General features: G+C 65.3%; 26 protein-coding genes. 17 read left to right on the top strand and 9 right to left on the bottom strand.

What is annotated here, in order from left to right:
• Positions 1–25: 25 nt before the first annotated feature.
• Entirely contained in the window at positions 26–193 is a 168-nt protein-coding gene (locus tag C0V72_RS08765; RefSeq protein ID WP_101793689.1) for a YdcH family protein, read from the bottom strand.
• A 292-nt stretch (positions 194–485) separates the two neighbouring features.
• On the opposite strand from C0V72_RS08765, the gene C0V72_RS08760 reads away from it, so the two are divergent.
• The gene (locus C0V72_RS08760) at positions 486–695 is read left to right on the top strand and encodes a DUF465 domain-containing protein (RefSeq protein ID WP_101793794.1); all 210 of its coding nucleotides are present in this window, start codon (positions 486–488) and stop codon (positions 693–695) included.
• Between the two features lie 168 nt (positions 696–863).
• Positions 864–1,322 (top strand): DUF1465 family protein, encoded by a 459-nt coding sequence (locus C0V72_RS08755; RefSeq protein ID WP_101793793.1) that lies wholly within the window; start codon positions 864–866, stop codon positions 1,320–1,322.
• Here C0V72_RS08755 and glpK read toward each other — a convergent pair.
• Positions 1,319–2,791, bottom strand: a complete 1,473-nt coding sequence (gene glpK, locus C0V72_RS08750; protein ID WP_101793686.1) for a glycerol kinase GlpK — start codon at positions 2,789–2,791, stop codon at positions 1,319–1,321. The two genes, C0V72_RS08755 and glpK, sit on opposite strands and share 4 nt — an antisense overlap.
• Before the next feature lie 55 nt (positions 2,792–2,846).
• Here glpK and C0V72_RS08745 point away from each other — a divergent pair, with 55 nt between their 5' ends.
• The 3 genes from C0V72_RS08745 to C0V72_RS08735 all read left to right on the top strand — a co-directional run bounded on the left by C0V72_RS08745 (position 2,847) and on the right by C0V72_RS08735 (position 5,353).
• Positions 2,847–3,725, top strand: a complete 879-nt coding sequence (locus tag C0V72_RS08745) for an MBL fold metallo-hydrolase (protein WP_101793683.1) — start codon at positions 2,847–2,849, stop codon at positions 3,723–3,725.
• A 51-nt stretch (positions 3,726–3,776) separates the two neighbouring features.
• Positions 3,777–4,778: a quinolinate synthase NadA gene (gene nadA / locus C0V72_RS08740; RefSeq protein ID WP_101793681.1), complete on the top strand. Its 1,002-nt coding sequence runs from the start codon at positions 3,777–3,779 to the stop codon at positions 4,776–4,778.
• A gap of 281 nt (positions 4,779–5,059) precedes the next feature.
• On the top strand, positions 5,060–5,353 hold the full coding sequence (locus C0V72_RS08735) for a GIY-YIG nuclease family protein (RefSeq protein WP_267893428.1): 294 nt from the start codon (positions 5,060–5,062) through the stop codon (positions 5,351–5,353).
• A gap of 36 nt (positions 5,354–5,389) precedes the next feature.
• Here the strand turns inward: C0V72_RS08735 and C0V72_RS08730 are convergent, their stop codons facing one another.
• The gene (locus C0V72_RS08730) at positions 5,390–6,292 is read right to left on the bottom strand and encodes a DMT family transporter (protein WP_101793675.1); all 903 of its coding nucleotides are present in this window, start codon (positions 6,290–6,292) and stop codon (positions 5,390–5,392) included.
• Positions 6,293–6,362: 70 nt separating this feature from the next.
• Here C0V72_RS08730 and C0V72_RS08725 point away from each other — a divergent pair, with 70 nt between their 5' ends.
• On the top strand, positions 6,363–7,475 hold the full coding sequence (locus C0V72_RS08725; RefSeq protein WP_101793792.1) for an alkene reductase: 1,113 nt from the start codon (positions 6,363–6,365) through the stop codon (positions 7,473–7,475).
• Positions 7,476–7,484: 9 nt separating this feature from the next.
• Here C0V72_RS08725 and C0V72_RS08720 read toward each other — a convergent pair whose 3' ends face one another.
• Positions 7,485–7,790, bottom strand: coding sequence for a hypothetical protein (locus C0V72_RS08720; protein ID WP_101793672.1), 306 nt, complete (start codon positions 7,788–7,790; stop codon positions 7,485–7,487).
• Positions 7,787–8,476, bottom strand: a complete 690-nt coding sequence (gene lipB, locus C0V72_RS08715; RefSeq protein WP_172438966.1) for a lipoyl(octanoyl) transferase LipB — start codon at positions 8,474–8,476, stop codon at positions 7,787–7,789. Before lipB ends, C0V72_RS08720 begins: the two co-directional genes overlap by 4 nt.
• Positions 8,477–8,566: 90 nt before the next feature.
• Here lipB and C0V72_RS08710 point away from each other — a divergent pair, with 90 nt between their 5' ends.
• A complete protein-coding gene (locus C0V72_RS08710; RefSeq protein ID WP_101793669.1) occupies positions 8,567–9,421 on the top strand; it encodes a glycerophosphoryl diester phosphodiesterase membrane domain-containing protein in 855 nt (284 codons plus the stop codon).
• A gap of 7 nt (positions 9,422–9,428) precedes the next feature.
• Positions 9,429–10,790: an MFS transporter gene (locus C0V72_RS08705; RefSeq protein ID WP_442792570.1), complete on the top strand. Its 1,362-nt coding sequence runs from the start codon at positions 9,429–9,431 to the stop codon at positions 10,788–10,790.
• Between the two features lie 10 nt (positions 10,791–10,800).
• On the opposite strand, the gene arsC is transcribed toward C0V72_RS08705, so the two are convergent.
• From arsC to C0V72_RS08690, 3 genes are read right to left on the bottom strand one after another with little or no spacing between them, the layout of a single operon-like run.
• Positions 10,801–11,145 (bottom strand): arsenate reductase (glutaredoxin), encoded by a 345-nt coding sequence (gene arsC / locus C0V72_RS08700; RefSeq protein WP_101793666.1) that lies wholly within the window; start codon positions 11,143–11,145, stop codon positions 10,801–10,803.
• 13 nt (positions 11,146–11,158) lie between these two features.
• Positions 11,159–11,707 carry a (2Fe-2S)-binding protein gene (locus C0V72_RS08695; protein WP_101793663.1) on the bottom strand — a complete coding sequence of 183 codons (549 nt, stop codon included), beginning with the start codon at positions 11,705–11,707 and terminating at the stop codon, positions 11,159–11,161.
• 17 nt (positions 11,708–11,724) lie between these two features.
• Complete coding sequence (locus C0V72_RS08690; protein ID WP_101793660.1) at positions 11,725–12,489, bottom strand: class II aldolase/adducin family protein; 765 nt, start codon at positions 12,487–12,489, stop codon at positions 11,725–11,727.
• A 93-nt stretch (positions 12,490–12,582) separates the two neighbouring features.
• On the opposite strand from C0V72_RS08690, the gene C0V72_RS08685 reads away from it, so the two are divergent.
• The 9 genes from C0V72_RS08685 (at position 12,583) to C0V72_RS08645 (ending at position 24,863) form a co-directional block, all read left to right on the top strand.
• The gene (locus tag C0V72_RS08685; protein ID WP_101793658.1) at positions 12,583–13,962 is read left to right on the top strand and encodes an MATE family efflux transporter; all 1,380 of its coding nucleotides are present in this window, start codon (positions 12,583–12,585) and stop codon (positions 13,960–13,962) included.
• A gap of 63 nt (positions 13,963–14,025) precedes the next feature.
• A complete protein-coding gene (locus tag C0V72_RS08680; protein WP_101793653.1) occupies positions 14,026–16,503 on the top strand; it encodes a chemotaxis protein CheA in 2,478 nt (825 codons plus the stop codon).
• On the top strand, positions 16,500–16,967 hold the full coding sequence (locus tag C0V72_RS08675) for a chemotaxis protein CheW (protein ID WP_101793650.1): 468 nt from the start codon (positions 16,500–16,502) through the stop codon (positions 16,965–16,967). Before C0V72_RS08680 ends, C0V72_RS08675 begins: the two co-directional genes overlap by 4 nt.
• A gap of 53 nt (positions 16,968–17,020) precedes the next feature.
• The gene (locus C0V72_RS08670) at positions 17,021–17,386 is read left to right on the top strand and encodes a response regulator (RefSeq protein ID WP_101793648.1); all 366 of its coding nucleotides are present in this window, start codon (positions 17,021–17,023) and stop codon (positions 17,384–17,386) included.
• Positions 17,383–18,555, top strand: coding sequence for a chemotaxis-specific protein-glutamate methyltransferase CheB (cheB, locus tag C0V72_RS08665; protein WP_233999859.1), 1,173 nt, complete (start codon positions 17,383–17,385; stop codon positions 18,553–18,555). The genes C0V72_RS08670 and cheB overlap by 4 nt, the downstream gene beginning before the upstream one ends.
• Positions 18,555–19,433, top strand: coding sequence for a CheR family methyltransferase (locus tag C0V72_RS08660; RefSeq protein ID WP_101793645.1), 879 nt, complete (start codon positions 18,555–18,557; stop codon positions 19,431–19,433). The genes cheB and C0V72_RS08660 overlap by 1 nt, the downstream gene beginning before the upstream one ends.
• A gap of 122 nt (positions 19,434–19,555) precedes the next feature.
• Positions 19,556–21,106: a putative bifunctional diguanylate cyclase/phosphodiesterase gene (locus tag C0V72_RS08655; protein ID WP_233999858.1), complete on the top strand. Its 1,551-nt coding sequence runs from the start codon at positions 19,556–19,558 to the stop codon at positions 21,104–21,106.
• Complete coding sequence (locus C0V72_RS08650; protein WP_233999857.1) at positions 21,103–22,923, top strand: methyl-accepting chemotaxis protein; 1,821 nt, start codon at positions 21,103–21,105, stop codon at positions 22,921–22,923. Before C0V72_RS08655 ends, C0V72_RS08650 begins: the two co-directional genes overlap by 4 nt.
• 83 nt (positions 22,924–23,006) lie before the next feature.
• On the top strand, positions 23,007–24,863 hold the full coding sequence (locus C0V72_RS08645) for a methyl-accepting chemotaxis protein (RefSeq protein ID WP_101793642.1): 1,857 nt from the start codon (positions 23,007–23,009) through the stop codon (positions 24,861–24,863).
• 42 nt (positions 24,864–24,905) lie between these two features.
• Here the strand turns inward: C0V72_RS08645 and C0V72_RS08640 are convergent, their stop codons facing one another.
• Positions 24,906–25,163, bottom strand: a complete 258-nt coding sequence (locus tag C0V72_RS08640) for a hypothetical protein (protein ID WP_143704552.1) — start codon at positions 25,161–25,163, stop codon at positions 24,906–24,908.
• Between the last annotated feature and the right edge of the window lie 289 nt (positions 25,164–25,452).

The raw sequence follows: 25,452 nt of genomic DNA, 5'->3' as shown, positions 1-25,452 counted from the left end.
TATCGGGCCGGGCGATCCGCAGCCTTCAGCCGGCTGCGATTTCTTCCTTCAGTCGCAATTTCTGCTTTTTCAGGGACTGGATCGTGGCTGTGTCAGGCACGGGCCGCGCCATTTCATCACGCAGCCGGGCTTCAAGGCCGGCGTGCTTGCTGTGAAGGGCGTTGAGGTGGGAAGACACTGCGATCGATGCCATTATGCGTTCTCCTGTCCTGCGGGGGATTGCCCCCGGAAAGGCGACTCGGCAAACGAAGCGGCCGAGCCGCTGGCTTCATTGAAACCATAGGCAGCCTAGGTTGCAAAGCCCTGATAGATCGTGAATCGTTGCATCCGCGCTGGTGTGCGACGAACCGCAGGGGCGCAGCGCGCCAAAGCGGGGTGAAATGGCGCAAGCCATCTACCCAATCCCCGCCGGAACGCGTAGCGCACGCCGAGCATTGAACGCAGGCCGGGATGTTGGCGGCCAAGTGGAAGGATCAGGGGCGGATATGACCGAGCAGGAGCTCAGGAAAAATCTTGAGTTGCTCAAGACCGAGCATCGCGACCTTGATGCCGCGATTGCCGCCTTGACCGAGGCTGCACGCGGCACGCAGTCGGCCGACATGCTCCAGATCGCCCGCCTCAAAAAGCGCAAGCTGCGCCTGAAAGACCAGATCGCGATTATCGAGGATACGCTGCTGCCGGACATTATCGCCTAGCCGGGCCGGGCGTCGCTGGCGGCGAAACCGAGCAGCCTCCCCGCCCCCGCAATCAGCCATGGTTACCACGCCTGCAATTCTGTGTCCGGGCGGGACGAAGCCAAAAATTACTTGGAAAGTAACCATAGCCATATGGCGAAGCGGCGCGGGTCGCCGTAACCTGCAATGATGGCTCGCACCACCAACATTTCGCGTCCGATTATCGAGGCGCTTTACACCGAGGCTCTTGTCCTGGCTGACGAGGTGCGTGCGGTGTTCGCCGCCGGCACGCGGGAGCCGCTGGCGGGCGAGGACGCCTATGTGCGGCTGGCGCTTTCGACCGAGGGGTTGAAGACGACCACCCGGATGATGCATGTGCTGGCCTGGCTGCTGAACCAGCGGGCGCTGTTTCAGGGCGAACTCAGCGAAAATCAGGTGCGTCTGCACGGCGCTTTGCCGCCCGATCGCGGTTCGGACGAGGCGCAATTGGCGCTGCTTGAACCCGAAACCCGCGCGCTGATTGCCGATACCGCCAAGCTGCACCAACGCATCGCCCGGCTGGACGAAGCGTGGCGGCAGCATTTTGAAACATCGCCGGTTCGCGCATTTCAGGACCGGCTGGGCCGGGAACTGGGGCAGTTGGGTTAAGCGGCGCTCAGCGCCTTGCGCCACGCTGCCAGCCGGGCATCGCGCACACCAGCCTCCATCTGCGGTTCAAACCGCGCCAGCCGTCCGCGCATCGCCTGCGCCGCTGCGTCCAGATCGGGGTACATCCCCGCCCCGCAAGCCGCCAGCATCGCCGCGCCCAGCGCCGTCGTCTCGACAAAGCCGGGACGCTCGACCGGCACGCCCAGCATGTCGGCCAGATCCTGCGCCATCCAGTCGTTTGCCGCCATGCCGCCATCGATCCTGAGCGTCTGCCACGGCGCGCCATCGGCCGTGAACGCAGCGCACAGATCATGGGTCTGATGCGCCATCGCCTCCAGCGCAGCGCGGGCCAGTTCCGCCTTGCCACTGGCAAAGCTGAGGCCGGCAATCACCCCGCGCGCGTCGGCCTGCCAATGCGGCGCGCCAAGGCCTGACAAGGCAGGCACGATCACCACCCCGCCGCTATCGGGGATCGACCGGGCGAGCGCTTCGGTCTCCTCGGCGACCTGCACGATGCCGAGCGAATCCCTCAACCATTGCACCAGGCTGCCCGCGACAAACACCGAACCTTCGATGGCATAGGTGCGCTGCCCGTCAAGCTGGGTCAGGACCGTGCCGAGCAGGCGGTTGGTCGAGCGGGGGATCGTTGACCCCTGACACGTCAGCACGAAGGCGCCGGTGCCATAGGTCGCCTTGGTCTGGCCCGGCGCAAGGCAGGCCTGCCCGATGGTCGCCGCCTGCTGATCGCCCGCCAGGCCCGTGATCGGAATGCTGCGGCCAAGCAGTTCGGGCGCGGTCATCGCCAGCGGCCCGGCCATGTCGACAACGCCCGGCAGCGCCGCCAGTGGCACACCGATGAGATCGCACAGCCCATCATCGAATTGTGCATCCTCCAGCCCCATCAACAGCGTCCGGCTGGCGTTGCTGGCATCAGTGATGTGGGCCGCGCCGCCAGTGAGCTTGAACACGAGCCAGCTTTCGACCGTGCCAAACGCCAGCGTACCGGCGTCCGCCGCGGCGCGCACGTCCGGCACATTGTCCAGCATCCAGCGCATCTTGGTGCCGGAGAAATAGGGGTCGAGCAGCAAGCCGGTGCGTTCCTGCACCCCGGCTTCATGGCCCGCATCGCGCAGCGCCATGCAGAAGGGTTCGGTGCGGCGGTCCTGCCAGACAATCGCGTTGGTCAGCGGCTCGCCGGTCTGCCGGTCCCATGCCACCACGGTCTCGCGCTGGTTGGTGATACCGATGGCGGCAATGCTCGCCGCGCCGCCCGCTTTGGGCATCACCTCCAGCGCGCAGGCCAGCGTCTTGTCCCAGATTTCGCGCGGATCATGTTCGACCCAGCCGTTTTGCGGATAATGCTGCGTCAGCGGCGCCTGCGCACTGGCGACCAGCACGCCATCGCTCGCAAACAGGATCGCGCGGGTGGAGGTGGTGCCTTCATCGAGCACCAGAATGTAATCAGCCATGGGTCTCCCTCTCTCTTGCGTGACATCTGCCACGGCGCGTCCCATATGCAAGTCCATGGTGACTATCCCTCCCCAGCCCTGGCCCACAGGCCTTGCCGAAACGGTCGAGCCGCTGGTGCGCCGCGTGCTTGCGCCCAATCCGTCGCCCTACACCTTCACCGGCACGCAGACCTATGTGGTGGGCATGGCGGACGGGCCAGATTGCGCGGTGATCGATCCCGGCCCTGCCGAGGCGGCCCATATTGATGCCATCGTCGCAGCGGTCGCGGGGCGGACAATCCTTGCGATCATGTGCACCCATACCCACCGCGACCACTCTCCGGCCGCAGCCCCGCTGGCGGCGTTGACCGGCGCGCCCATCGTCGGCTGCGCGCCGCTGATGCTGCAAGTCGCCGGGCCGCGCTCTGACGAGGCGTTCGATCCCACCTATGCCCCGGACCGCGTTCTGGCCGATGGCGAAGGGATGCGCGGCACCGGCTGGACGCTGACGGCGGTGGCCACGCCCGGCCACACCTCGAACCACCTGTGCTTCGCGCTGGAGGAATCGGGCGCGCTGTTCACCGGCGATCACGTGATGGGCTGGTCAACCAGCGTCGTCATCCCCCCCGATGGCGACATGGGCGATTACATGGCGAGCCTTGAAAAGCTGATGGCGCGCGAAGACCGTGTCTATCACTCCGCCCACGGCGCCGCGATCGAGAAGCCCAGGCAGCTGGTGCGCGGCATGATCGGCCACCGCCGCCAGCGCGAGGCGCAGATCCTGCGCCTGCTGGGCGAAAGCCCGCGCCCTGTCAGCGGCTTCATCCCCGAAATGTACAAGGGCCTCGACCCGCGCCTGATCGGGGCAGCGGAGATGAGCGTCACCGCCCATCTGCTCGATCTGGAAAAGCGCGGCGCTGCGGCCCATGACGGCGCCGTGTGGCGGGTAGCGTAACCGCGCCTGCCGCCCTATACCGCGCGCCATCTATCTAACGGGAACCGACCCATGAGCATCCTGACCAAAAACCCCACCGGCACCGATCTGCTCGCCGAAATCAACCGCCTCCGCAAGGAGAAGAACGCGGTCATCCTCGCGCATTATTATCAGACGCCGGACATTCAGGACATTGCCGACTTCGTGGGCGACAGCCTCGAATTGTCGCGAAAGGCCGCGGCGACCGATGCTGACGTGATCGCGTTTTGCGGGGTCAAGTTCATGGCCGACACCGCCAAGATCCTCAGCCCCCAAAAGACCGTGATCCTGCCCGACATGGACGCCGGATGCAGCCTTGAAGACTCCTGTCCCCCTGAGAAATTCCGCGCGTTCCGCGAAGCCCACCCCGATCACATCGCCCTGACCTACATCAACTGTTCGACCGAAGTGAAAGCGCTGTCCGATATCATCGTCACCAGCTCCAGCGCCGAGACGATCCTCGCCCAGATCCCGCCCGAACAGAAGATCATCTTCGGCCCCGACCGGCACCTTGGCGGCTACCTGGCGCGCAAGCTCAATCGCGAAATGCTGCTGTGGCCCGGCGTGTGCATCGTCCACGAAGCCTTCAGCGAGACCGAGCTTTTGAAGCTCAAAGAGCAACACCCCGGCGCGCCCATCGCCGCGCACCCGGAATGCCCGCCGACGATCATCGACCACGCGGATTACGTCGGCTCGACCAGCGGCATCCTCGCCTTTGCCATGGACTTCCCCGGCGACACGCTGATCGTCGCCACCGAACCGCACATCATCCACCAGATGCAAAAGGCGCTGCCCGAGAAGACCTTCATCGGCGCGCCCGGCGCGGACGGGAACTGTTCGTGCAACATCTGCCCCTACATGGCGCTCAACACGATGGAGAAGCTGTATGTGGCGCTGCGCGACCTAAGCCCACAGATCGCAATCGAGGAAGGGATCCGCCTGAAGGCCAAGCGCAGCCTCGACCGGATGCTGGACATGGCAAGCGGGACTGTGGGTATGGGGGACTTGGGGAAGGTGCGGTTTAGTGGGGATTGATGGTGGAAGGGCAATCCACCCTCAATCACGACTTAAGTGCCGATAAATTGCTGATATCCTGTCGGCATGAACAAGCACGAAGCCTCAATCGCCCTCGCTCTGATCGTAGCCGGTCATCCTTGGCTCGGACTCCTTGCTCACCTCATCGGCAAGATCCCACCAAAAACGACTCTTGGTGCCATAGCCGCCCTAGGTGCCAGCTTTCGCTGGCATGACGTTTTCTAACTTCGTCACCCCAGCGAAAGCTGGGGCCTAGGGCAGCCTTATGCTAAGCTCTTGAAATAGCGCGGGGTGGCTACGTCTATATCATGACCAACAAGCGCTACGGTGTGCTCTACACCGGCGTGACCAGCGACCTGCCGGCCCGCATCTCGCAACACCGCGAAGGCAAGGGCGGCGCGTTTACAGCACGCTACAATTGCACCCGTCTGGTCTATGTCGAACATCACCCGACCATCGAAGATGCCATCGCCCGCGAAAAGGCGATCAAGGCTTGGCAGCGGATGTGGAAGATCGAGGCGATCGAAAAGCAGAACCCGTCTTGGGATGATCTTTACCTCACGCTCAACGCATAGCCGCCCTAGGCCCCAGCTTGCGCTGTGGTGACGGATTTAGGCTCTCGCCCTGCTCACCGCCAGTGCCGCCCCCACCAGCACCATCCCCGCAATATCCAGCCCCGACAACACCTCGCCAAACACCAGCCAGCCATAGAGCGAGGCGACCGCGGGCTGGGTCAGCAGCGCCAGGCCCACGACCAGCGGCGAGAAATATTTGAGCGCAAACACCATCAGCCCCTGCCCGATCAGCTGGCTGACAATGAACAATCCGATCACCGGCCCCCACGCGCTCGGCCACACCGGCTCGCCCAGCAGCAGCGCAATTCCCAGCAGAACCGGACAGGCGAACAGGCTGACCCACACCAGCAGGCTCCACGATCCGAACTGCCCGCGCGCGCCTTGCAGCGTCAGCAGGTACACCGCGTAAAGCAGCCCTGCGGCGAGGCAGAACAGGTCGCCGATCAGTGTGGCGTTGGAAATCTCAAGACTGCGCCCCATCAGGATCGCGGCCCCGGCACACGCAAAGATGATCGCCAGCCATTCCAGTCCGCGCGGGAGCGTGCGCGCCACCAAAAACCCCCAGAACAACAGCACGATCGACCCGGCATTGCCGAACAGCGTCGCATTGCCCAGCCGGGTCATGCCGATCCCGATATGCCAGCTGGCAAGATCAAGCGCGAAGGTCACGGCCCCCAGCGCCACCAGCGCGAGCGCCTTTGCGCCCATGCCGCCCAAACGCTGGCCGTTCGCCTTGGCCAGCGCCGCCAGAAAGGGCAGCGCCAGAAACATCCGCCAGAACCCGGCGCTGACCGGCCCGGTATCCGCTTCGCGCACGAACCACGGGCCCAGTGCCAGCGCGATATTCCCGCCCAGCAGCGCCGCCAGCAACAGCCATGCCGCCGGGCGCGTTTCGGCGATGCTGACAACTTCTGCTTGGGCTGGGCCGTCATTTTCCATGCTTGCGCCCTAGCCATGTCGCCCCCAAGTGGATAGCCAATCGCAACTGACCGATGAGGATTACCCACATATGCACGACGTATTGTTCCAGCCGCTCAAAATGGGTGCGCTCCATGCCAAGAACCGCATCCACATGGCCCCCCTCACCCGCGGGCGCGCGGCCGAACCGATGTTCGTCCCCAACGACCTGATGGCGACGTATTACCGCCAGCGCGCGGGCGCGGGCATGATCCTGACCGAGGCGACCGGGATCAGCCGCGAAGGCCTTGGCTGGCCGAGCGCGCCGGGTATCTGGTCGGACGAGCAGACCGAAGCCTGGAAGGCCACCACCAAGGCGGTCCACGAAGAAGGCGGCCTGATCGTCATGCAGCTGTGGCACATGGGCCGCATCGTCCATCCGGTGTTCTTGGATGGTCAGCCGCCCTTCTCCGCCAGCGCCACCACCGCGCCGGGCGATGCGCACACGCCGCAAGGGAAGCTGCCTTACGCGCAGGCCCGCGAAATGACCCGTGAGGACATCCAGCGCACCATCACCGATTACCGCCGCGCCGCCGAAAATGCCAAGAAGGCGGGCTTTGACGGGGTGCAGCTGCACGCTGCGAATGGCTATCTGATCGACCAGTTCCTGCGCGACAAGACCAACCTGCGCACCGATGAATACGGCGGCAGCCCCGAAAACCGCACCCGCTTCATGCGCGAAGTGCTCGAAGCGCTGATCGATGTGTGGGGCGCGGACCGCGTGGGCATCCGCCTGTCGCCCAATGGCGATTCGCAGGGCACTGATGACAGCAATCCGGCAGCGACCTTCGGCGCGGCGGCAAAGGTGTGCGAGGAACTGGGTCTTGCCTTCGTCGAACTGCGCGAGCCCGGCCCGAATGGCACCTTCGGCAACACCGATGTACCCAAGCAAAGCCCGCTGATCCGCCAGATCTACACCGGCGTGCTGATCCTCAACAGCGATTACACCGCCGAGGAAGCCGTGGCCGATGTGGAATCGGGCAAGTGCGATGCGGTCAGCTTTGGCCGTCCGTACATCTCGAACCCCGATCTGGAAAAGCGGATCGCGGCCGGCGCGCACTGGAACCCGAACAAGGACGTGCCGCGCAGCTGGTATTTCCCGATTGCCGAAGGCTACGTCGATTACCCGACGCTGGCCGAGGAACAGGCCGAAGCCGCCGAGTAAGCGGCGGCCTTACTCCGCAGGTTCAGGGGCCGGGGCAGCAGGCGCTGCTTCGGCCCCTTGGCTTTGGGGCACGTCGTTGATCCCCGGCACAGGTGTGACTTCGGGCTGCTGGGAATCGACATCGCCCACCGGCACCGCCTGACGCGGGGCGAGCGGGGCTTGCGATTCCAGCTGATCGAGCGGGATCATCGCATCGCTGATCGATCCTTCCAGCACTTCACCCGAGGCGGCACCGCCCTGCGCGGCAGGCGCAGCGGCCTGTTCCTCGCAAGCGGCAAGGCACAGCGTCAGAACAAGCAAAGCGGCGGGTTTCATGAACACGCTCTTTTCGCCGCCGCGTCCAATGCGTCAAGGAAATCATCGCTGGCCGCCATCAGGGCCGCGTCCCATTGCGCAGGGCTGACATCGAGGCCCAGCCGCGCGAGGCTGGTCACGCCATATTCGGCGATCCCGCAAGGCACGATCCCGCCGAAATGGGCCAGATCAGGATCAAGATTGACCGAAAAGCCGTGCATCGTCACCCAGCGCCGCACCCGCACGCCGATCGCGCCAATCTTGGCCTCGCGCCCGTCAATGTCCTTGGTCCAGATGCCGACCCGGCCTTCTGCCCGCCAGCTTTCCACCCCGAACGTGGCGAGCGTGGCAATCACCCAGCCTTCGATGGCATGGACGAAACAGCGCACGTCCTTGCCGCGCCGGGCGAGGTCCAGCACCAGATAGCCCACCCTTTGGCCCGGCCCGTGATAGGTGTAACGCCCGCCGCGCCCGGCCTCGATCACCTCAAACCGCGGATCGACCAGTTCGGCCGGATCGGCGCTGGTCCCCGCAGTGTAGACGGGTGGATGTTCGAGCAGCCAGACCAGCTCCGCCGCATCACCCGCAAAGACCGCAGCATTGCGCGCCTCCATTTCCGCCAGCGCGGCGGCATAGGGGACCTGAGCGATCTCGCGCCGCCATTCAATCGGTAATGCAGCGCCGGGGGTGGGAGCAATACTTGCCATGGCGCAGCGGTGGGGGCATTGAACGGCGAGATCAAGAGGCGATTGCGTGATGCAGCGCCGTGGCTACCAACGGGATCGGAAAGACAAGAGATGGCAAACCCCAAACTCGACATGGGCAAGGCCTGGACGCAGGCGACCGGCCTGATCGGAGCCAACCGCGATACAATTGGTGCAATCGCCGGGCTGTTCTTCTTCCTGCCATCGCTCGCCGCATCGCTGCTGATGCCGGAAATGGCAGCGACCGCCGCTGTCCCGCCTGCTGGCAGCGGCGGCGATCAGGCAGCGCAAATGCAGGCGATGCTCGACCAGATGTCGGCCATGTATGCCGACAACTGGCCGCTGATCGCCGCGCTCAGCATCATCCAGTTTGTCGGTTCGCTCAGCCTTTTAGCGCTGCTGGCGGATCGCGGCCGCCCGACTGTGGGCGAAGCGCTGGTGGCCGGGGTCAAAAGCAGCCCGGCTTATCTGATCGCGCAGCTGCTCAGTGCCTTTGCCATCGCCCTCGCCGTCGGTATCCCGCTTGGCGTGCTGACAGCGGTGGGCTCGCCGATTGTGACGCTGCTGGCGGGCGCCGTGCTGGTGCTGTTTGCCATCTACGCCTTCATGAAGTTTTCGCTGCTGGCGCCGGTGATTGCCATCGAAGGCGAACGAGGTCCGCTGCGCGCGCTGACGCGGTCGTGGCGGCTGACCAAGGGCAACAGCATTCGGATCGCGTTGTTCTTGTTGCTGCTGTTTTTCACGATCGGGATCATTGCCGCGCTGGTATCGGGCCTGCTTGGCGTGGTGTTTGCCGCGCTGGGGTCCGAAATCGCTCTGGTCGGCAACGGCGTGGTCAGTGCGGCGGTCAACAGCGGCATCGGTGTGATCTTTCTGGTTGTGATCGCATCGATCCATCGCCAGCTGGCGGGGCTTTCACCCGAAGGTCTGGCAGCGACATTCGAATAGGCGCGGCGTGGCTCTGACCGAACCGGAAGCGGCGCAAATCAGCCAAACGCCAAGCGCTGCGATCCCGCCGGGACGCATGGCGCTGCTGTTTCTGGTGATGCTGGTGACGGCGGCGGGCAACACCGCCATGCAATCGGTCATGCCGTCGATCGGAACCGCGCTGGGCGTGGCCGATGTGTGGATCAGCCTCGCCTATAGCTGGTCGGCGCTCTTGTGGGTGGTGTGCGCGCCGTTCTGGGCGCGGCGGTCTGACCAGCGCGGGCGCAAGGCGATGATGGCGCTGGGGCTGACCGGGTTCATCATTTCCTTCGTGCTATGCGGCGCGGCCTTGTGGGCGGGCCTTTCGGGCTGGCTATCGGCGCTGTGGACGCTGATCGCCTTTGCCGCGGCGCGCAGCCTGTATGGCGGGTTCGGCAGCGCCGCGCCGCCTGCCGTGCAGGCCTATGTCGCCTCGCGCACGCCGCGCAGCGAACGCACGCAGGCCTTGTCCCTGATCGCATCGAGCTTTGGCCTTGGCACAGTGATCGGCCCGGCGCTCGCCCCGCTGATGGTGGTGCCATTCCTTGGCCTCGGCCTGACGGGTCCGTTTCTGGCCTTTGCCGCGATCGGCGTGATCGCGCTGGTGCTGCTACGGCTGCGCCTGCCGAATGACGAGCCGCAATATGCCGCGCGCGGTCAGGCGGTCGCCTATTCGAGCGGATCAGGCGCGCCGGTCGACCCGCAGGAGCCGGCCGAGCAGGATGACACCGCCGCCGAGCCGCCGCGCCTCAGCTGGCGCGACCCGCGCCTGCGGCCCTGGGTGTTCGCAGGCTTTTTTGGCGGCCACGCGCAGGCGATGGTGCTGGGGATTTCGGGCTTCCTGGTGCTCGACCGGCTGGGCCTGCGCGATACGCCTGCCGACGGCGCGGGACCGGTGGGGCTGGTGCTGATGAGCGGGGCGATTGCCACGCTGCTGGCACAATGGGGCCTGATCCCGCGCTTCGACCTCGGCCCGCGCGCGGCGACCTTGTGGGGGATTACCACGGCCGCACTGGGCACGGTTATTCTGGCGGTGGCAGGCGATCTGCACCTCATTGCGCTAGGCTATGCTATCGCATCGCTGGGCTTCGGTCTGTTTCGGCCGGGCACCACCTCGGGCACCTCGCTCGCCGTGTCGCGGGCGGAGCAAGGGCAGGCAAGCGGCATCGTCGCCTCGCTCGCCGGCGCAAGCTACATCTACGCACCGGCGCTTGGCGTGTGGCTGTACGGCCATTCGGACTGGCTCGGCTTCGGACTGATCGTGGCGCTGTGCGTGATCGTGCTGATCTACGGCTGGTTCAAACTGCAGTCCGATAAGCTGCTGACCGCAGAGCGGGAGGCTTTCGAATAGCTGCGCTGGCCTAGAGTATCTCCAGCACCACATCCTGCGGCCGGCACAGCCTGACACCTTTTTCGGTTTCCACCAACGGCCGCTCGATCAGGAGCGGGTCGGCCACCATGGCGGCCAGCACCGTGGCATCATCGGCATCCGGCAGGCCGCGCTCCGCCGCGTCAGTGTCGCGCAGGCGCAGGCCCTGCTGCGGGGTGATTCCGGCGTCCCTGTAAAGCTGGGCCAGCTTTGCAGCGGTAGGCGGGGTCTTGAGGTATTCCACTACCGTAACATCGACCCGGCTGAGATTCTCCAGAATCGCCAGCGTCTTGCGCGACGTTCCGCATGCCGGGTTGTGCCAGATCGTTACCTTCATCGCTGTCTCTTTCTCAGGGCGCCGCCGGAACCCGCAGCGCGGGCACCGCCTTGGCTGCGTCTTCAGAACTGATGCCGGGGGCGGGCGCGGCGCTGATGCGTTCCTGCCGCTGCGCGACGCGGCCCGCCTGCTCGACCGCCTTGATCAGCCGCGGATAGACCCCGCAGCGGCAGATATTGGGGATCGCGGCGTCAATATCCGCGCGCGTCGGCGCAGGATTGCGCTGCAGCAAGGCGGCGGCCGCCATGACGATGCCCGGCGTGCAATAGCCGCACTGAATCGCCTGCTGCGCCACCATCGCCTGCTGCACCGGGTGCGACCGATCCGGGCTCAACCCTTCAATGGTGGTAATCAGCCGCCCCTCGGCCTCGGCCAGCGTGATCGCGCATGATCTGAGCGCCACCCCGTCGACCAGCACCATGCAGGCCCCCGAACACTGGGGCCCGCCGCCACAGGCCTTGGTGCCGGTGAGGTTCATGGCCTCGCGCAGCGCGTATAGCAGCGGCATGCGCGGATCGAGGTCAAACTGGACGGGCCGTTCGTTGACGGTCATGCGCGACATGGCGATTCTCTAAAGGCTTACTGCCGCCAGCTATCGTCGATCTTGTCGACCCGGCGCTTCCACGCCTCGAAATCGAACATGCCTGCGCCGCCCTGCCCGCTCATCACCGACAGATCGCGCTGGTGGACATCGACCACGCTTTGCGGGACGAGCACGGGGTTGCCCATGCTCAGCGTCGCCACCTGAATCTCGCACGCGCGCTGCAAGGCCCACATCTTGACGAACATGCCCTGGATCGTGCGGTCCATCACCACCGGGCCGTGGTTGCGCAGCATCAGGATCGAATGATTGCCGAGGTTCTGCACCAGCCGCTCGCCTTCCTCAGCACGCACGGTGATGCCTTCGAAATCGTGATAGCCGATCTGGCCCTGAAAATTGCAGGCGTAGAAATTGGTCGGCAGCAGCCCGTCCTTGTGGCTCGCCACCGCCATCGTCGCGGTGGTGTGGACATGGCAGATCGCATCGGCGCGCGCGCCCAGATGCTTGTGGAAATAGCCATGCTGGGTGAAGCCCGCCTTGTTCACCATATAGGGCGAACCGCCCACGTTATTGCCCTCGACATCGATCTTGACGAGGTTGCTGGCGGTCACTTCCGAATACAGCAGGCCAAAGGGGTTGATGAGGAAGGTATCAGCCTCCCCCGGCACCTTCAGCGAGATGTGGTTATAGATCGATTCCGACCAGCCGAGGTGATCGAAAATGCGGTAGCACGCCGCGAGGTCAAGCCGCGCCTGCCACTCTTCCTTGCTACATTCAATTGTCGGTTTGAGCTGGGTTGCCATGGCTGATCCTCTCCGTCTGTCCTTGGCACAAGCTATCGCACGCTGAGGGAATGCTTTGCAAGCGACGAGGGCTGCCGCTAGGCCTTGGCGACAATGAATGCGCCCGCTCTATCTTCTGCGAAACTGGTCAGCGGCAGCATTCCCGGGCATCTGGTCAGTCAGACCCTGCCCGCGGTCATCGGCGTCGCCGCGATCATGTCGATCGGGATCGTGGACGCCTATTTCATCGGCCAATTGGGCAGCGCGCCGCTCGCCGCGATCAGCTTCATCTTTCCGGTGGCCGTCGCCAGCACTTCGCTGGGCGTCGGCGTGATGGTGGGGATCAACTCGGTCGTTGCCCGCGCGCTGGGCGAAGGCGATTTCGAGCGTGCGGCGCGGCGGGCCAATTTCGGCATCGTGTTCGCCATCCTGTGCGGGTTGGTGATGGGCCTGGCCCTGTGGCTGCTGATCGATCCGATCTTCACCGCGATGAACGCGCCGCCTGCACTGATGCCGCTGATCCGCGCCTATATGACCCCCTATGCCTGCGGCTTTCCCTTGAGCCTGGCCATCATGGGCTTCAACGGCGTCCTGCGCGGGCAGGGAGAAGCCAAGCGGACGAGCATTGTCAGCATCGCCTATGCGGCGGCCAACTGGGTCTTGAACCCGGTGCTGATTACCGGCGCGTTTGGCTTTGCAGGCTATGGCATCGCCGGATCGGCCTATGCCACGGTGATCGGCTGGGGGATCGGGGTGTTGACCGCGCTGGTGCTGCTGCGCGGGACGCCCTTGCCTTTGAACCTCGCCTTGCTGCGCGATTGCAGCCTGATCGACCCGGCGAAAGCGATTATCCGCGTCGGGCTGCCGGCAGCATTCTCCAATGCGATCAACCCGCTGGGCCTTGCCATTCTGACATCGCTGGTGGCGCTGGAAAGCGAAGCGGCGGTGGCAGGCTTTGGCGCGGCGGGGCGCTTGCAAAGCTTCGTGATCGTCCCGCTGCTCGGCCTGTCGGGCGCCATCGGGGCGATCGTCGGGCAGAACTGGGGCGCGGGCCGGATCGACCGGGCGCGCGAGGCGGCGCTCTATGCGGCAGGCTTCTGTGTCGCCTGGGGTCTGCTCGTCGCGGTCGCGATGGTGGCCGCCGGAGAGCGCTTTGCCAGCATCTTTACCGATAATCCCGCCGTGATCGCCGAATTCGCCGCCTATCTGCATATCGCCGCCTGGGGCTATGCGGGCTTTGGTCTGCTGATCGTGGGCAACGGAATCATGAACGCGGTCGACAAGGCGAGCTTTGCGCTGCTGCAATCGGTCGCGCGGGTGTTTCTGGTGATGTTGCCAGCAGCGCTATTCTTGCGCCCCGGCATGGGATCATCGGCAATCTACACCGCTGAACTGGCGGCCAATGTGTTTGGCGGTGTCTCGGCGGTGCTGCTGGTGCGGCATATCTTTGTGCGCCGCTCGCCTGTCCAGCTAAAGGGGCAGGCCGCGCGCTAGGCCATTATTAACCAACCGTGCCGCATAGCCAGCCTTTCAAGGCGGCAAGAGGGCGCGCTTCTGATGGATGATCTGCTGGCGGATTTCATCGCCGAAACCCGCGAAATGCTGGAGGCTTCCGGCGGTGAACTCGTCGCGTGGGAAGCCGATCCGGCTGACCGCGCGCGGCTGGATACGATCTTCCGCTTCGTCCACACCGTGAAGGGCAATTGCGGCTTTTTCGATTTTCCGCGCCTCGCCAGCCTCAGCCATGCGGCAGAGGACGCGCTGGCCGATTGCCGCGCCGGGCGGCGTGAGCCCGATCAGCAGCTGGTGTCCGCCGTTCTGGCGGTGATCGACCGCATTGCCCAGATGATCGACGTGATCGAAGCGGGCGAAGACCTTGCGTCCTTTGGCCCCGACGGCGCAGACGCAGCCCTGATTGCCGAGCTGGATGTTTCACAGGAAACCGCAGGCAAGCCGGGGCTGGATGGGGTCAAGCAGGGGTCTAACCTGCCTTTGCACGCGCCCGCCGATGCCCTGCTTGCCGCCGGCGACGATCAGGCCGCACCCCACCGACGCAGCGATCCCTCGCCCGCAGGCCAGCGCACGATCCGCCTGCCGGTCGAATTGCTCGACCGGGTGATGAGCGGCGTTTCCGACATGGTGCTGGCGCGCAACGATCTGGCGCACCGGCTGCGCCAGGCCGGCAATCAGCCGACCATCGACGGCCCGTTTGAACGGCTGACCACCATCCTGTCGGATGTGCGCGATGCGATCACCCGGATGCGGATGCAGCGGATCGAAACCCTGTTCAGCGCGCTGCCCCGGCTGGTGCGCGATCTTTCCGCCGAACTCGGCAAGCAGGTGATGGTCGATCTGGATGGCGGCGATGTCGAACTCGACCGCGAAATGATCGAGACGATCCGCGATCCCCTGACCCATATCATCCGCAACGCGATCGACCACGGGCTTGAACCGCCGTCGGCCCGGCTGGCCAATGGCAAGCGCGAAATCGGCCTCATCACCATTGCCGCGCGCCAATCGGGCAACACCATCAGCATTGTCCTGTCCGATGACGGGCGCGGGCTGGACGAGGAGCGCATCATCGCCAAGGCCATCGCCACCGGCCTTGTCACCCCGGCCGAACGCGCCGCGCTGCCGCGCGACAAGATCCTCAACCTCATCTTTGAACCGGGCTTTTCGACAGCCGAGACCGTCAGCAATGTCTCAGGGCGCGGGGTCGGGCTGGATGTGGTGCGCCAGAACCTCGAAAAGGTCGGCGGCAGCATCAAGGTGGCCAGCGTTCCGGGACATGGCACCGCCTTTACGCTCCAGATCCCGCTGACCCTCAGCATCATTGCCGGGCTGACGGTTGAGGTTGCGGGCCATCGCTTTGCCATTCCGCAATCCTATGTCGAGGAAATCGTGCAGGGTTCGGCCCGCTCGCTGGATCTGACCCGGATGGGCGAAACCGCGCTGGTCACCTTCCGCGGCAACCGCGTGCCGTGCCTGATGCTGGGCGAGGTGCTGGGCCTTGATACCGATGCGATGGCCGCGCGCGAACCGACGCTGGTGATGCTGCGGCTGGCCAACCGCGAGCTGCTGGCGCTGGCGGTGGAAAGCATTCACAATCACGGCGATCTGGTGGTCAAACCGCTTGCCCCTGCGGTGATGAAATCAGGCCTTTATGCCGGATCGACGCTGCTGGATGATGGCCAGCCGGTGCTGCTGCTGGATGTCGCCAACATCGCCGGGCAGCATCATCTGGTGTCCGATGCCCGTGCACGCGTGATCGGGCCGAGCGAGGCTGAGGCTGCCGGGCCCACCCGCGCCGCGGCGCGCGCCATGCTGTTCACCGACTTTGCCGGACGCCGGGCCGCTGTGCGGCTGGAACTGGTGCAGCGCATCGAAACCGCGCCGCTATCGGCGATCGATCATTCCGCGGCCCGCCCCCGGATGGTGATCGACGGCCTGATCCTGCCGCTGATCGGACTGCCCGAAGCAGGGCCGACCCCGGACCGGAAAAATGGCCGTGTGCGCTTGCTGCGCCTGTCGGATGGCGCGTGCGAATTGCTGTATGCGGTGCGCGAAGTGGAGGATGCAGCCGAACTGACCGAGGCCCTGCACCCCGTCCCCGAAGACCCGCTGGTCGAAGCCATCACGCTGATCGGCGGCGCGCCCGTCACGCTGATCGACGCGCATGAATTGTTCGCCCGGCACGGCGAGCCGCCGGTTGCAGCGCAGCGCCCACGCTGCCTCCTGCCGGACGGCGAATGGGCGCGCACCATCCTGGCCCCGCTGGTGACCGGCGCCGGTTATGAAATTGTCGCTGAGGCCGAGGCCGATAAGGGCGCCATCAGCATCCTGTTTGAAGATGTGTATGAAGTGGCCGAAGCGCTGGGCCGCCCGCTGCCGGACCACGTCATTCGCCTGCGCGATCAGCCCGATGCGCCCCCTGGAAGCGCCACGATCTATCGCTATGACCGCGAAGGCCTGCTGGCGGCCCTTGCCGCCGCACACCGCGCGGCATCTCCCACCGCCATCGGAGAGGCCGCATGACCGGAGACCTGCTTGTCATCGCGCAGATCGCGGGCCGCCGCTGCGCGCTATCCGCGCTGGACGTGAAATCGGTGATCGAACTCGGCACCATCACGCCCATTCCGCGCACCCCGGCCTGGATTGCCGGCATCACGGCGCTGCGCAGCCAGGCGCTGACGGTGATCGATTGCCGCCATGCGATCGGCATCGCTGCCGGGCATGACGTGGGTGAATGGCCAACCGATCACCGCGCGGCGGTGGTTGCTGATGGCGGGCATTCCTATGCGCTGCTGGTCGACGGAATCGAGGACATCACCACCGCCGTCGGCGAAGCAGGTCAGGTGCCGGGCGGATTCGGCCCGGATTGGTCGCGCGTTGCCATCGGCATGATCGAGACGATGGTGGGCCCGGCCCTGCTGATCGATTTGCCAGCCCTGCTCGCCGGCCCAGAGAGCGCCCGCCACGAAATCGAGGCAGCAGCTTAATCCTATGCTTACCAACTCGTCCTAGGCTGCTGTGGCAACCCGCAGGAACACCCATGAAAACATGCCTGATCGTCGATGATTCCCGCGTGATCCGCAAGGTTTCGAGACATATTCTCGAAACCTTGGGCTTCGCTGTGGAAGAGGCTGAAAATGGCAAGCTGGCGCTGGACGCCTGCGATGCCGCCATGCCGGATGTTGTGTTGCTAGACTGGAACATGCCGGTGATGACCGGCATCGAGTTTCTGGTCGCGCTGCGCCAGCGCCCCGGAGGCGACCGGCCCAAGGTGGTGTTCTGCACGACCGAAAACGACGTTGCCCATATCCGCGAGGCCATTCAGGCCGGCGCTGACGAATATGTGATGAAACCTTTCGATCACGAAACCTTGCAGATCAAGTTGCAGCTTGTCGGGTTTGCGTGAACCGCTCCCCCTTCCCGCCCGCCCCGGCCGCAGCCTCAGCCGCTGACGGAAACGCGCGCCGCCCCTTCGCCATGGCAGGGTCCGGCGCGGCGATCCGGGTGATGATCGTCGATGATTCGCTGACCGTCCGCACGATCTTCAAGCGGATGGTGGACAGCGATCCGGCGCTGGTGATTGTCGGCACGGCCAGCAGCGCGGAACGCGCCATCGCCCAGCTGGCCGCAGACCCTGCGGATGTGGTGCTGCTCGATCTCGAAATGCCGGGGATCGGCGGGCTCGGCGCCCTGCCTGCGATCCTTGCCACCCAGGGCAGGCCGCAGGTGCTGGTGGTATCGTCGCTGACCGTGGACGGGGCCGAACATACCCTCTCCGCGCTGCAGATGGGTGCGGCCGATACTCTGCTGAAACCGCGTCCGGGCGGCTTTACCGAGGAATACCGCGCCCAGTTGCTCGGCAAGATCCGCGCGCTTGGCAGCCGCCCGGCAGGCGGCCCGGCCGAAACCGCGGTGCGGCCCGCGCCCGCGCGCGAGCCTTCATTTGTGCGCCCCGCCCTTGCGCGGCGCGCCTGGCGGCCCGAGGCCGTCGCCATCGGTGCATCGACCGGCGGGATCCACTCGCTGGGCCTGATGCTGAAGCGGCTGGGCCCGGATTTTGATCTTCCACTGCTTATCACGCAGCATTTGCCCGCATCGTTCATCCCGGTGTTTGCGCGCCAGATCGAGACCGCCTGCGGGCGCCCGGCCGACATCGCCGCTGATGGCATGATGCTGACCCGGCAGCGCATTCTGATTGCGCCGGGCGATGGGCATATCGTGGTGCAGCGCCGGGGATCGGGGCTCGGCATCCGCATCAGCACGGCGCCTGTGGCAAGCGGCTGCTTGCCTTCGGTCGATCCGATGCTGACCAGCCTTGCCGAAGCCTGTGATGGCCGCGCGCTGGGTGTCATCCTGTCAGGAATGGGCCGCGACGGCGCCATCGGAGCCAAGGATCTGGTGGACGCAGGCGGCACGATTTACGCGCAGGACGCGGATAGCAGCGCGGTGTGGGGCATGCCCGGCGCGGTTGCGCGCGCAGGGCTGGCCAGCATCATCGCCCCGCCCGAACGGCTGGGTGACGCGGTGATGGCCTTCGCCGCCGCGCCCGCTGCTGCGGTGATCGGCCGCAGATAATGGAAGCCAGCGAAGCCTCGCACCAGATCATCGCCGACCTGCTGGAAGCACGCACCGGTCAGCACCTGACCGAAAGCCGCCGCTGGCGGGTGAACTCTGCGCTCGCAGGCATTTTCCGCACGCACGGCATCAGCAATGTCGATCAGCTCGTCTGCCTGCTCGCCGCCCCGCCGCGTGGCCCCGAAAGCCCTGACCTGTCGCAAGAAGTGGTCGAGGCGCTGCTCAACAACGAAACCTATTTCTTCCGCGACAAGCCGACCTTCGATCAGCTGCCGGGCGAAATCCTGCCCGAACTCGCCCAACGCCGCCAAAGCACGCGCCGGTTGTCGATCTGGTCGGCGGGATGTTCAACCGGTCAGGAAGTCTATTCGATCGCCATGCTGTTTGCCGAACAGGCCGAACGCTGGCAGGGCTGGACGATCGACATCCTCGGCACGGATATCTCGAACCGCGCCATCAACGCTGCGCGCAGCGGGCTTTATAGCCAGTTCGAAGTGCAGCGCGGACTGGGCGTCACCCAAATGCTGCGCCATTTCGACGAAACGCCCAATGGCTGGCAGGTGCGCGAAAACGTGCGGCAGATGGTGCGCTTCAGCCAGCACAACCTGCTGAGCCAGCACTACCCGGGCCGGATTCCGTTCGATCTGGTGCTGTGCCGCAATGTGCTGCTGTATTTCGACCGCTCCACCCGCGCCGATGCCTTTGCCCGGCTGGCGGGCGCGGTCATGCCTGATGGGTTCCTGATGCTGGGCGCAGGCGAGACCGCCGTGGGCCAGACCGATCGCTTCGTGCCAACCTCGCGGCGCGCGAGCTTTTTTGAACCAGCCCCGCAACCGGCCCTGCAACCGGGCAGCCCACTGCTGCAAAAAAGCGCGTAAGTCCTTCAACTCACGGCCCCTGCGGGCCTCGGGCTTTACCCTTCATTAGCCGCTTCCATTTAGCACAGGGATATAAGCCACCGTCCCGGCGTGCTTTTGGAATCAGAGCCCTTGTGTTCACGGTGAAGCATCCCCTGCATCTGACACCGACCGGGCTGGTCGTGATCCCGCTGGTGGTGGCCTGCGTGATGACCGGAGCGCTGGTGCTGGCGGTCAGCCTCAATGATCGCTGGGCGGTCACCTCGGGCAGCGGCGTGCTGGTTTCGGGCATCATGATCTATGCCGCGGTGCTGTTTTTTCTGGGGCGCAGCGGCATTGCCAGTATTCGCGGGCTGGAAATTCGTGCCAGCATCGATCCGCTGACCCAGCTGCCCAATCGCCAGGCGCTGCACGAAGATGTCATGCACCTCTCGCGCGGGGACGAGGAAGTCGCGTTGGCGATGATCGATCTCGACAGCTTCAAGCAGGTCAACGACCACTATGGCCACGCGGTCGGCGACCAGCTGATCGAACGCTGCGCGCAGCTGCTGCGCGAGGTGTGCGGCACCGAGGCGCAATGTTACCGGCTGGGCGGTGACGAATTTGCCGCGGTCATGGCGGGCAAGGTGGCCGGCACGATTCTTGAGGGGATGTGCCGGACCTTGCTGGAAAAGCTCGGCACGCCGTTGACCCTCGAGCACCGCCATATCACCGTCGGCGCCAGCATTGGCCTGACCCGGTGCCCCGCCAATGATCGCGTGCCGTCCAGCGAAATGCTGCGCCGCGCGGATGTGGCGATGGACATGTCCAAGCGCGGCGGCAAGATGCGCTGCACCTGGTTCAACGAAAGCTTCGACCGGCGCCGCGAACGTCTGCGCGCCATCGAAGAGGATATCCGCACCGGGATTGGCGCGGGCGAATTCCGGCTCGCCTATCAGCCGCTGGTCAGCGCCGAAGACAAGCGGATCGTCGGCGTCGAAGCCTTGCTGCGCTGGGATCGGGGCAACCGCCCGCCGCTTGGCCCCAACGTGTTTGTGCCGGTGGCCGAGGATTCGGGCTTGATCAACCCGCTCGGCTTGTGGGTGCTGCGCCAGGCGGCATGCGACGCCCTGCGCTGGGGCGACATTACATTGTCGGTCAACATCTCTGCGGCGCAGCTGCGCAATGCCGAGTTTCCGATCAAGCTGGGCGAAGTGCTGGAAGAAACCGGCTTTCCCGCGCACCTGCTGGAACTGGAAGTGACCGAAACGTGCCTCGTGCTCGATCCGGTGGTGGCCGAACGCACGCTGGATGTGATCCGCAGTTTTGGCGTGCGAATCGCGCTGGATGATTTCGGCACCGGCTATGCCTCGATCGGGTTTCTGCGGCGCTTCCGGTTTGAAAAACTGAAGCTGGATCGCAGCCTTGTCGAACTGGCAGGCGTCGATGACGGCAGCCGCGCAATGATGCTTTCCAGCATCGCGCTCGCCCGCGCGCTCGATATGGGCGTCACCGCTGAAGGGGTCGAAACCGAAGAACAGGCCGAACTGGTGCGACTGGCCGGATGCGACCAGATCCAGGGCTGGCTTTATTACAAGGCGCTGCCCGCAGCCGAAATCGACCGGCTGATAGCCGAACAGGCGCGCAAACTGGCGGCGGCTCCTGACGCGCCCGATAATCACACCGCCAACCGCAAGGATGACCAGGCCGCATGAGCGCGCTTTCCGACATTGCGCTCGATCTTGAGGCTGAAAGTGCCGAACAGTCCGCCCTCGCCCTCTCCGCAGCGCCGCCCACAACCCCGATGCTGCGGGCGCGGCGCTGGTTTGACGCGACCCCGATCGGCGGCAAGATCACGCTGTTCTTCAGCCTGAACCTTGGCTTTGCCTTGCTCGCCGGATTGTTTGTGGTGGGCGGCTATATCGAACTCGGCCAGCAAGGCGAACGCATCCGCATCACCCACGAGGCGGCGCTCAAGGCCGAACGGTTGATGGTGCATCTCAGCGATGGGCAACGTCATGCCGAACTGCTGGTGGCCGATGGCGATGCCGCCCGCGCGCGCGCGGCGCGTGAAGCGCTCGATCAGGCCGCCGCCAGCGTTGCCGCCCTTGCCGAACGCGCCGAGGCAGCAGGCCTTGGCGCGCAAGGCCGGCTGGCGCTGATCCGCGCCGGGATTGCTGATCTGGGCCGGCAAGTATCGGACTATGATCCGCGGACCGCCGATGCCGCCAGACGCCGCGATCAGGCCGCTGAAATCGCGGCCACCAGCAACGCGGTGCTCGAAGCTGCGCGGACGATGACCGCAACTCTGGGCGCCGAAGCCGACGCTATGGCCAAGACGGGCGCCGCGCTGATCTCGCGCTTGCTGGTCATCTGGATCGGGCTGGCGGCAGTCCTCACGCTGATTACGCTTTTCGCCAAGCGCTATTTCAACCGCACCGTCGGCGCGACCCTGACCGCCATTGCCCAGCAGATGAGCCGGATCGCGGCAGGCGACCGCAATGTCGCCATCAGCGGCAAAGACCGCCTGGACGAAATCGGCGATATGGCCCGCGCAACCGAAGTGTTCCACCGCGCCGGACTGCGGCTTGAACGGCTCGGCCGCGAACGCGCCGAACGCGCGCGGGCCGAACTCGACGAACACGCCCGCCAGCAGGTGCAGCGCGAAGAGGCGCGGCTTGAACGCGAGCGCGTGTTGCAGGGCATTGCCAGCCAGTTCGAACACACCGTGGGCGAAGTGGTCACCGGCGTTGTGGCCGCCTCCAGCCAGCTGCAATCAACCGCCGCCCTGATGGCCAACACCGCCGAACAGGCCAGCGCCCGCACCGGCGAAGCGGCTGCCGCCATGCAGGAAGCCAATCTCGGCGCCACGGCGGCGGCGGCAGCCAGCGACGAATTCGCCATGTCCATCGGCGAGATCAGCCGGCAGGCGGCCTCATCAGCCGAACTGGCGCGCGTTGCCAGTGTCTCTGCCCGGCAGGCCGATAGCACCATCGGCGCGCTGTCCGCCTCGGCTGACGAGGTGGGCCAGATCGTCGAACTGATCCGCACCATTGCCCAGCGCACCAATCTGCTCGCGCTCAACGCGTCGATCGAAGCGGCGCGCGGGGGCGAGGCCGGGCGCGGGTTTGCCGTGGTGGCCAGCGAGGTCAAGGAACTGGCCAACCAGACGAGCCGCGCCACCGAAAAGGTGGCCGAGCAAATCCGCGCGATGCAATTGACCACCGGCGCCAGCGTTACCGCGTTGCGGGCGATTGCGGCACAAATCGAACAGCTGGAAACCACCGCTGTTTCCATCGCCACGGCGGTCGATCAGCAATCGGTGGCAGGCCATGATTTGGCCCGCAGCATCGATCTGGCCGCGCGCGGCACCGAAAAGGTGGCAGGACACGTCGATACGGTGCGCGATCTGTCGCTTTCTACCGGGGCGGCGGCCGCGCAGGTCTTGTCCAGCGCGACCAGTCTGGAAGCCCAGGCGGCCACTTTGCGCACCCAGGTTCAGGGCTTTTTGTCACGGGTCCGCGCCGGCTGAACCCATCGCGCCAGACGGAGTCAAACTTTTGGAAAGGATTATCCTTCACAAAAGCTTGAAACACCACTCCGGGGGAATGCGGCATGAACATGATGAGCTTTCAGGAGCGTCGCGAAGAACAGGCGGTTCCTGGCTTTGTGCACGACCTCAAGACTGATCTGGATGATGACTCGGCGGCCAGCATTGCTGCTGAAAGCCCACAGCGCGCCACGCTGCTGGACCGGCTGGGCTGGTTTCGCAATCTGACGCTGTCGGGCAAGATCAACGCGATTTTCGGCACTTTCCTTGGTGTGGGCGTGCTGATGGTGGTGGTCCTCGGCCTCGGCCTTGGCGAGCTGTGGAACCGCTACAACGCCTCGGCGCGAATGCAGGAAACGCTGGTTGCGGCGGGACAGTTGCAGGCGCGTGCGGGCGACCTGCGCTACCATTCGGTGCGCGTGCTTTATGATCCGCGCCCGGCTTTGCGCGAACAGCAGCGCAGCGGGGCTGCCGCCGTGTTGACGCAAACCGCCGCGCTTGAAGCAGCGGTGACGCGCGACGCTCCCGAACTTGCCCCGCAGGCCGCCGCCGTGCGTCAGGAACTCTCCCGGTTTGAAACCGCATTCGATGACGCCAGCGACACGGCGCGCGGTGGCGGCAACATCAATGCCGCAGCCGAGGCGGTATCCGAGCAGGGCAGCCGGCTGATGGAAGCCAGCGCCTGCCTTGCCGCTGCCATCGCCGCCAACGGGGAAGCGCGCGAAGCCAGCGGCATCGACTATTTCTTCAACATGATCCTGATCCTCGGCGTGCTGGCCGCGATCGGAGCTGTCGTGCTGCTGATGGGTGTGGCCTATCTGTCACGCGATTTTTCGCGCAAGATTGTCGAGATCGCAGGCGGGATGAACCAATTGGCCGCGGGCGACCGGCATTTCCAGATCGAAGGGGCGGACCGACAGGACGAGATCGGCCAGATGGTGCGCGCGCTCGATCTGTTCAAACGCGCCAACAAGTGGATGGAAGACCGGTCGCGTGAACGCGCGGAGCGGGTGGAGCAGGAACTGCAACTCCAGCAGGAGCGCGAACGTGAGCGGCTTGAGGCCGAAGCCAAGCGGGCCGCCCTGCTCGATGATGTCGCACGGCAGTTTGAACGCACTGTCGGCGATGTGGTGAACGGGGTTGCGGCGGCATCGAGCCAGCTGCACACCACCGCCTCGCGCATGGCAAGCAGCGCCGAAGAGGCCAGCCAGCGCACCGGCGAGGCGGCGGCCTCGATGGAGGAAGCCAATGCCGGCGCCACAGCTGCCGCGGCCGCCAGCGACGAATTTGCCCTGTCGATCAGCGAAATCAGCCGTCAGGCGGCATCATCCAGCGAACTGGCCCGATTGGCAACCGTCGCCACGGGCGAGGCTGATGAGACAATCTCGGCACTTGCGGCATCGGCTGAAGAAGTCGGCCAGATCGTCGAACTGATCCAGACCATCGCGCAGCGTACCAACCTCCTCGCCCTGAACGCCAGCATCGAAGCCGCGCGCGGCGGCGAGGCTGGGCGCGGGTTTGCGGTGGTGGCGAGCGAGGTCAAGGAACTGGCCATGCAAACAAGCCGCGCCACTGAAAAGGTCGCCGACCAGATTCGCGCAATGCAATCCACCACCGGCGCCAGCGTCAAGGCGCTGCGGGCAATTGCGGGGCAGGTGAAGGATCTGGAATCCACCGCGGTATCGATCGCCACCGCGGTCGACCAGCAATCAGTCGCGGGCCGCGATCTGGCGCAGAGCATCGATCTTGCCGCGCGCGGGACTGAGAAGGTCGCAGGGCATATCGAGGACGTGCGGCAATTGTCATTGTCAACCGGCGCAGCGGCTTCGCAGGTGCTTTCCAGCGCCAACGAACTGGAGGCGCAAGCGGCGCATCTGGGCGATCAGGTGCGCGGGTTCTTGCGGACTGTGCGGGCGGGGTAGCGCGGGCGAGAGCTCATGGTCTCGTCCGCCGTCAGCGCCGGGTCAGACGAGCGGCAGCCAGCCATCGGCTGACAGCGGAGCATCGACCGGTCCAATCTCGTAGTGGCTTGTGGCGTTGACCCTGAAGACGGCGCCATGAGTGGAGATGCTCCACTGTTCCTCGTTTGCGTCATCGCCGTAGGGCCAGGTTTCTAGCGCTCCGCCAAGGTCGAAGCGGAAGTGCGTGCGGCCGTCGCTTGGATTGACTGCGATTGCATCGAGCCGTTGTCCATTAAGGTAAGCTGCTGCGCGGTTGATCAAGGCCGTGTCATCCTCGCTCCATGACAACTGCTCGCCGGTGCGGGTGATACGCCAATGGCAGCAATAGATCCAAAGGCTCGAAGCCCCGCGCGCATAGGCGGTGCGGCGGTTGCGCGATGGATGGTCGTGAACAACGAGGGACGGTGATCCGAACTCGAAGTTGAGGAAACTGCCATGGCCCTTGGCTACGCCGTATCCATCCGGCGGGGGCCGCCTTGCCTGGTTAGGCAGCGAGCGCTCTTAAGCGTGCTCTTAAGAGTGTGCTTTGGAGCGGTCGATGGGTCAGGTG

The organism is Porphyrobacter sp. TH134, assembly GCF_002855495.1.
Classification (GTDB): domain Bacteria; phylum Pseudomonadota; class Alphaproteobacteria; order Sphingomonadales; family Sphingomonadaceae; genus Erythrobacter.
Note: the sequence above shows the minus strand (reverse complement) of the source record. Positions and strands in the feature narration are given on the sequence as shown.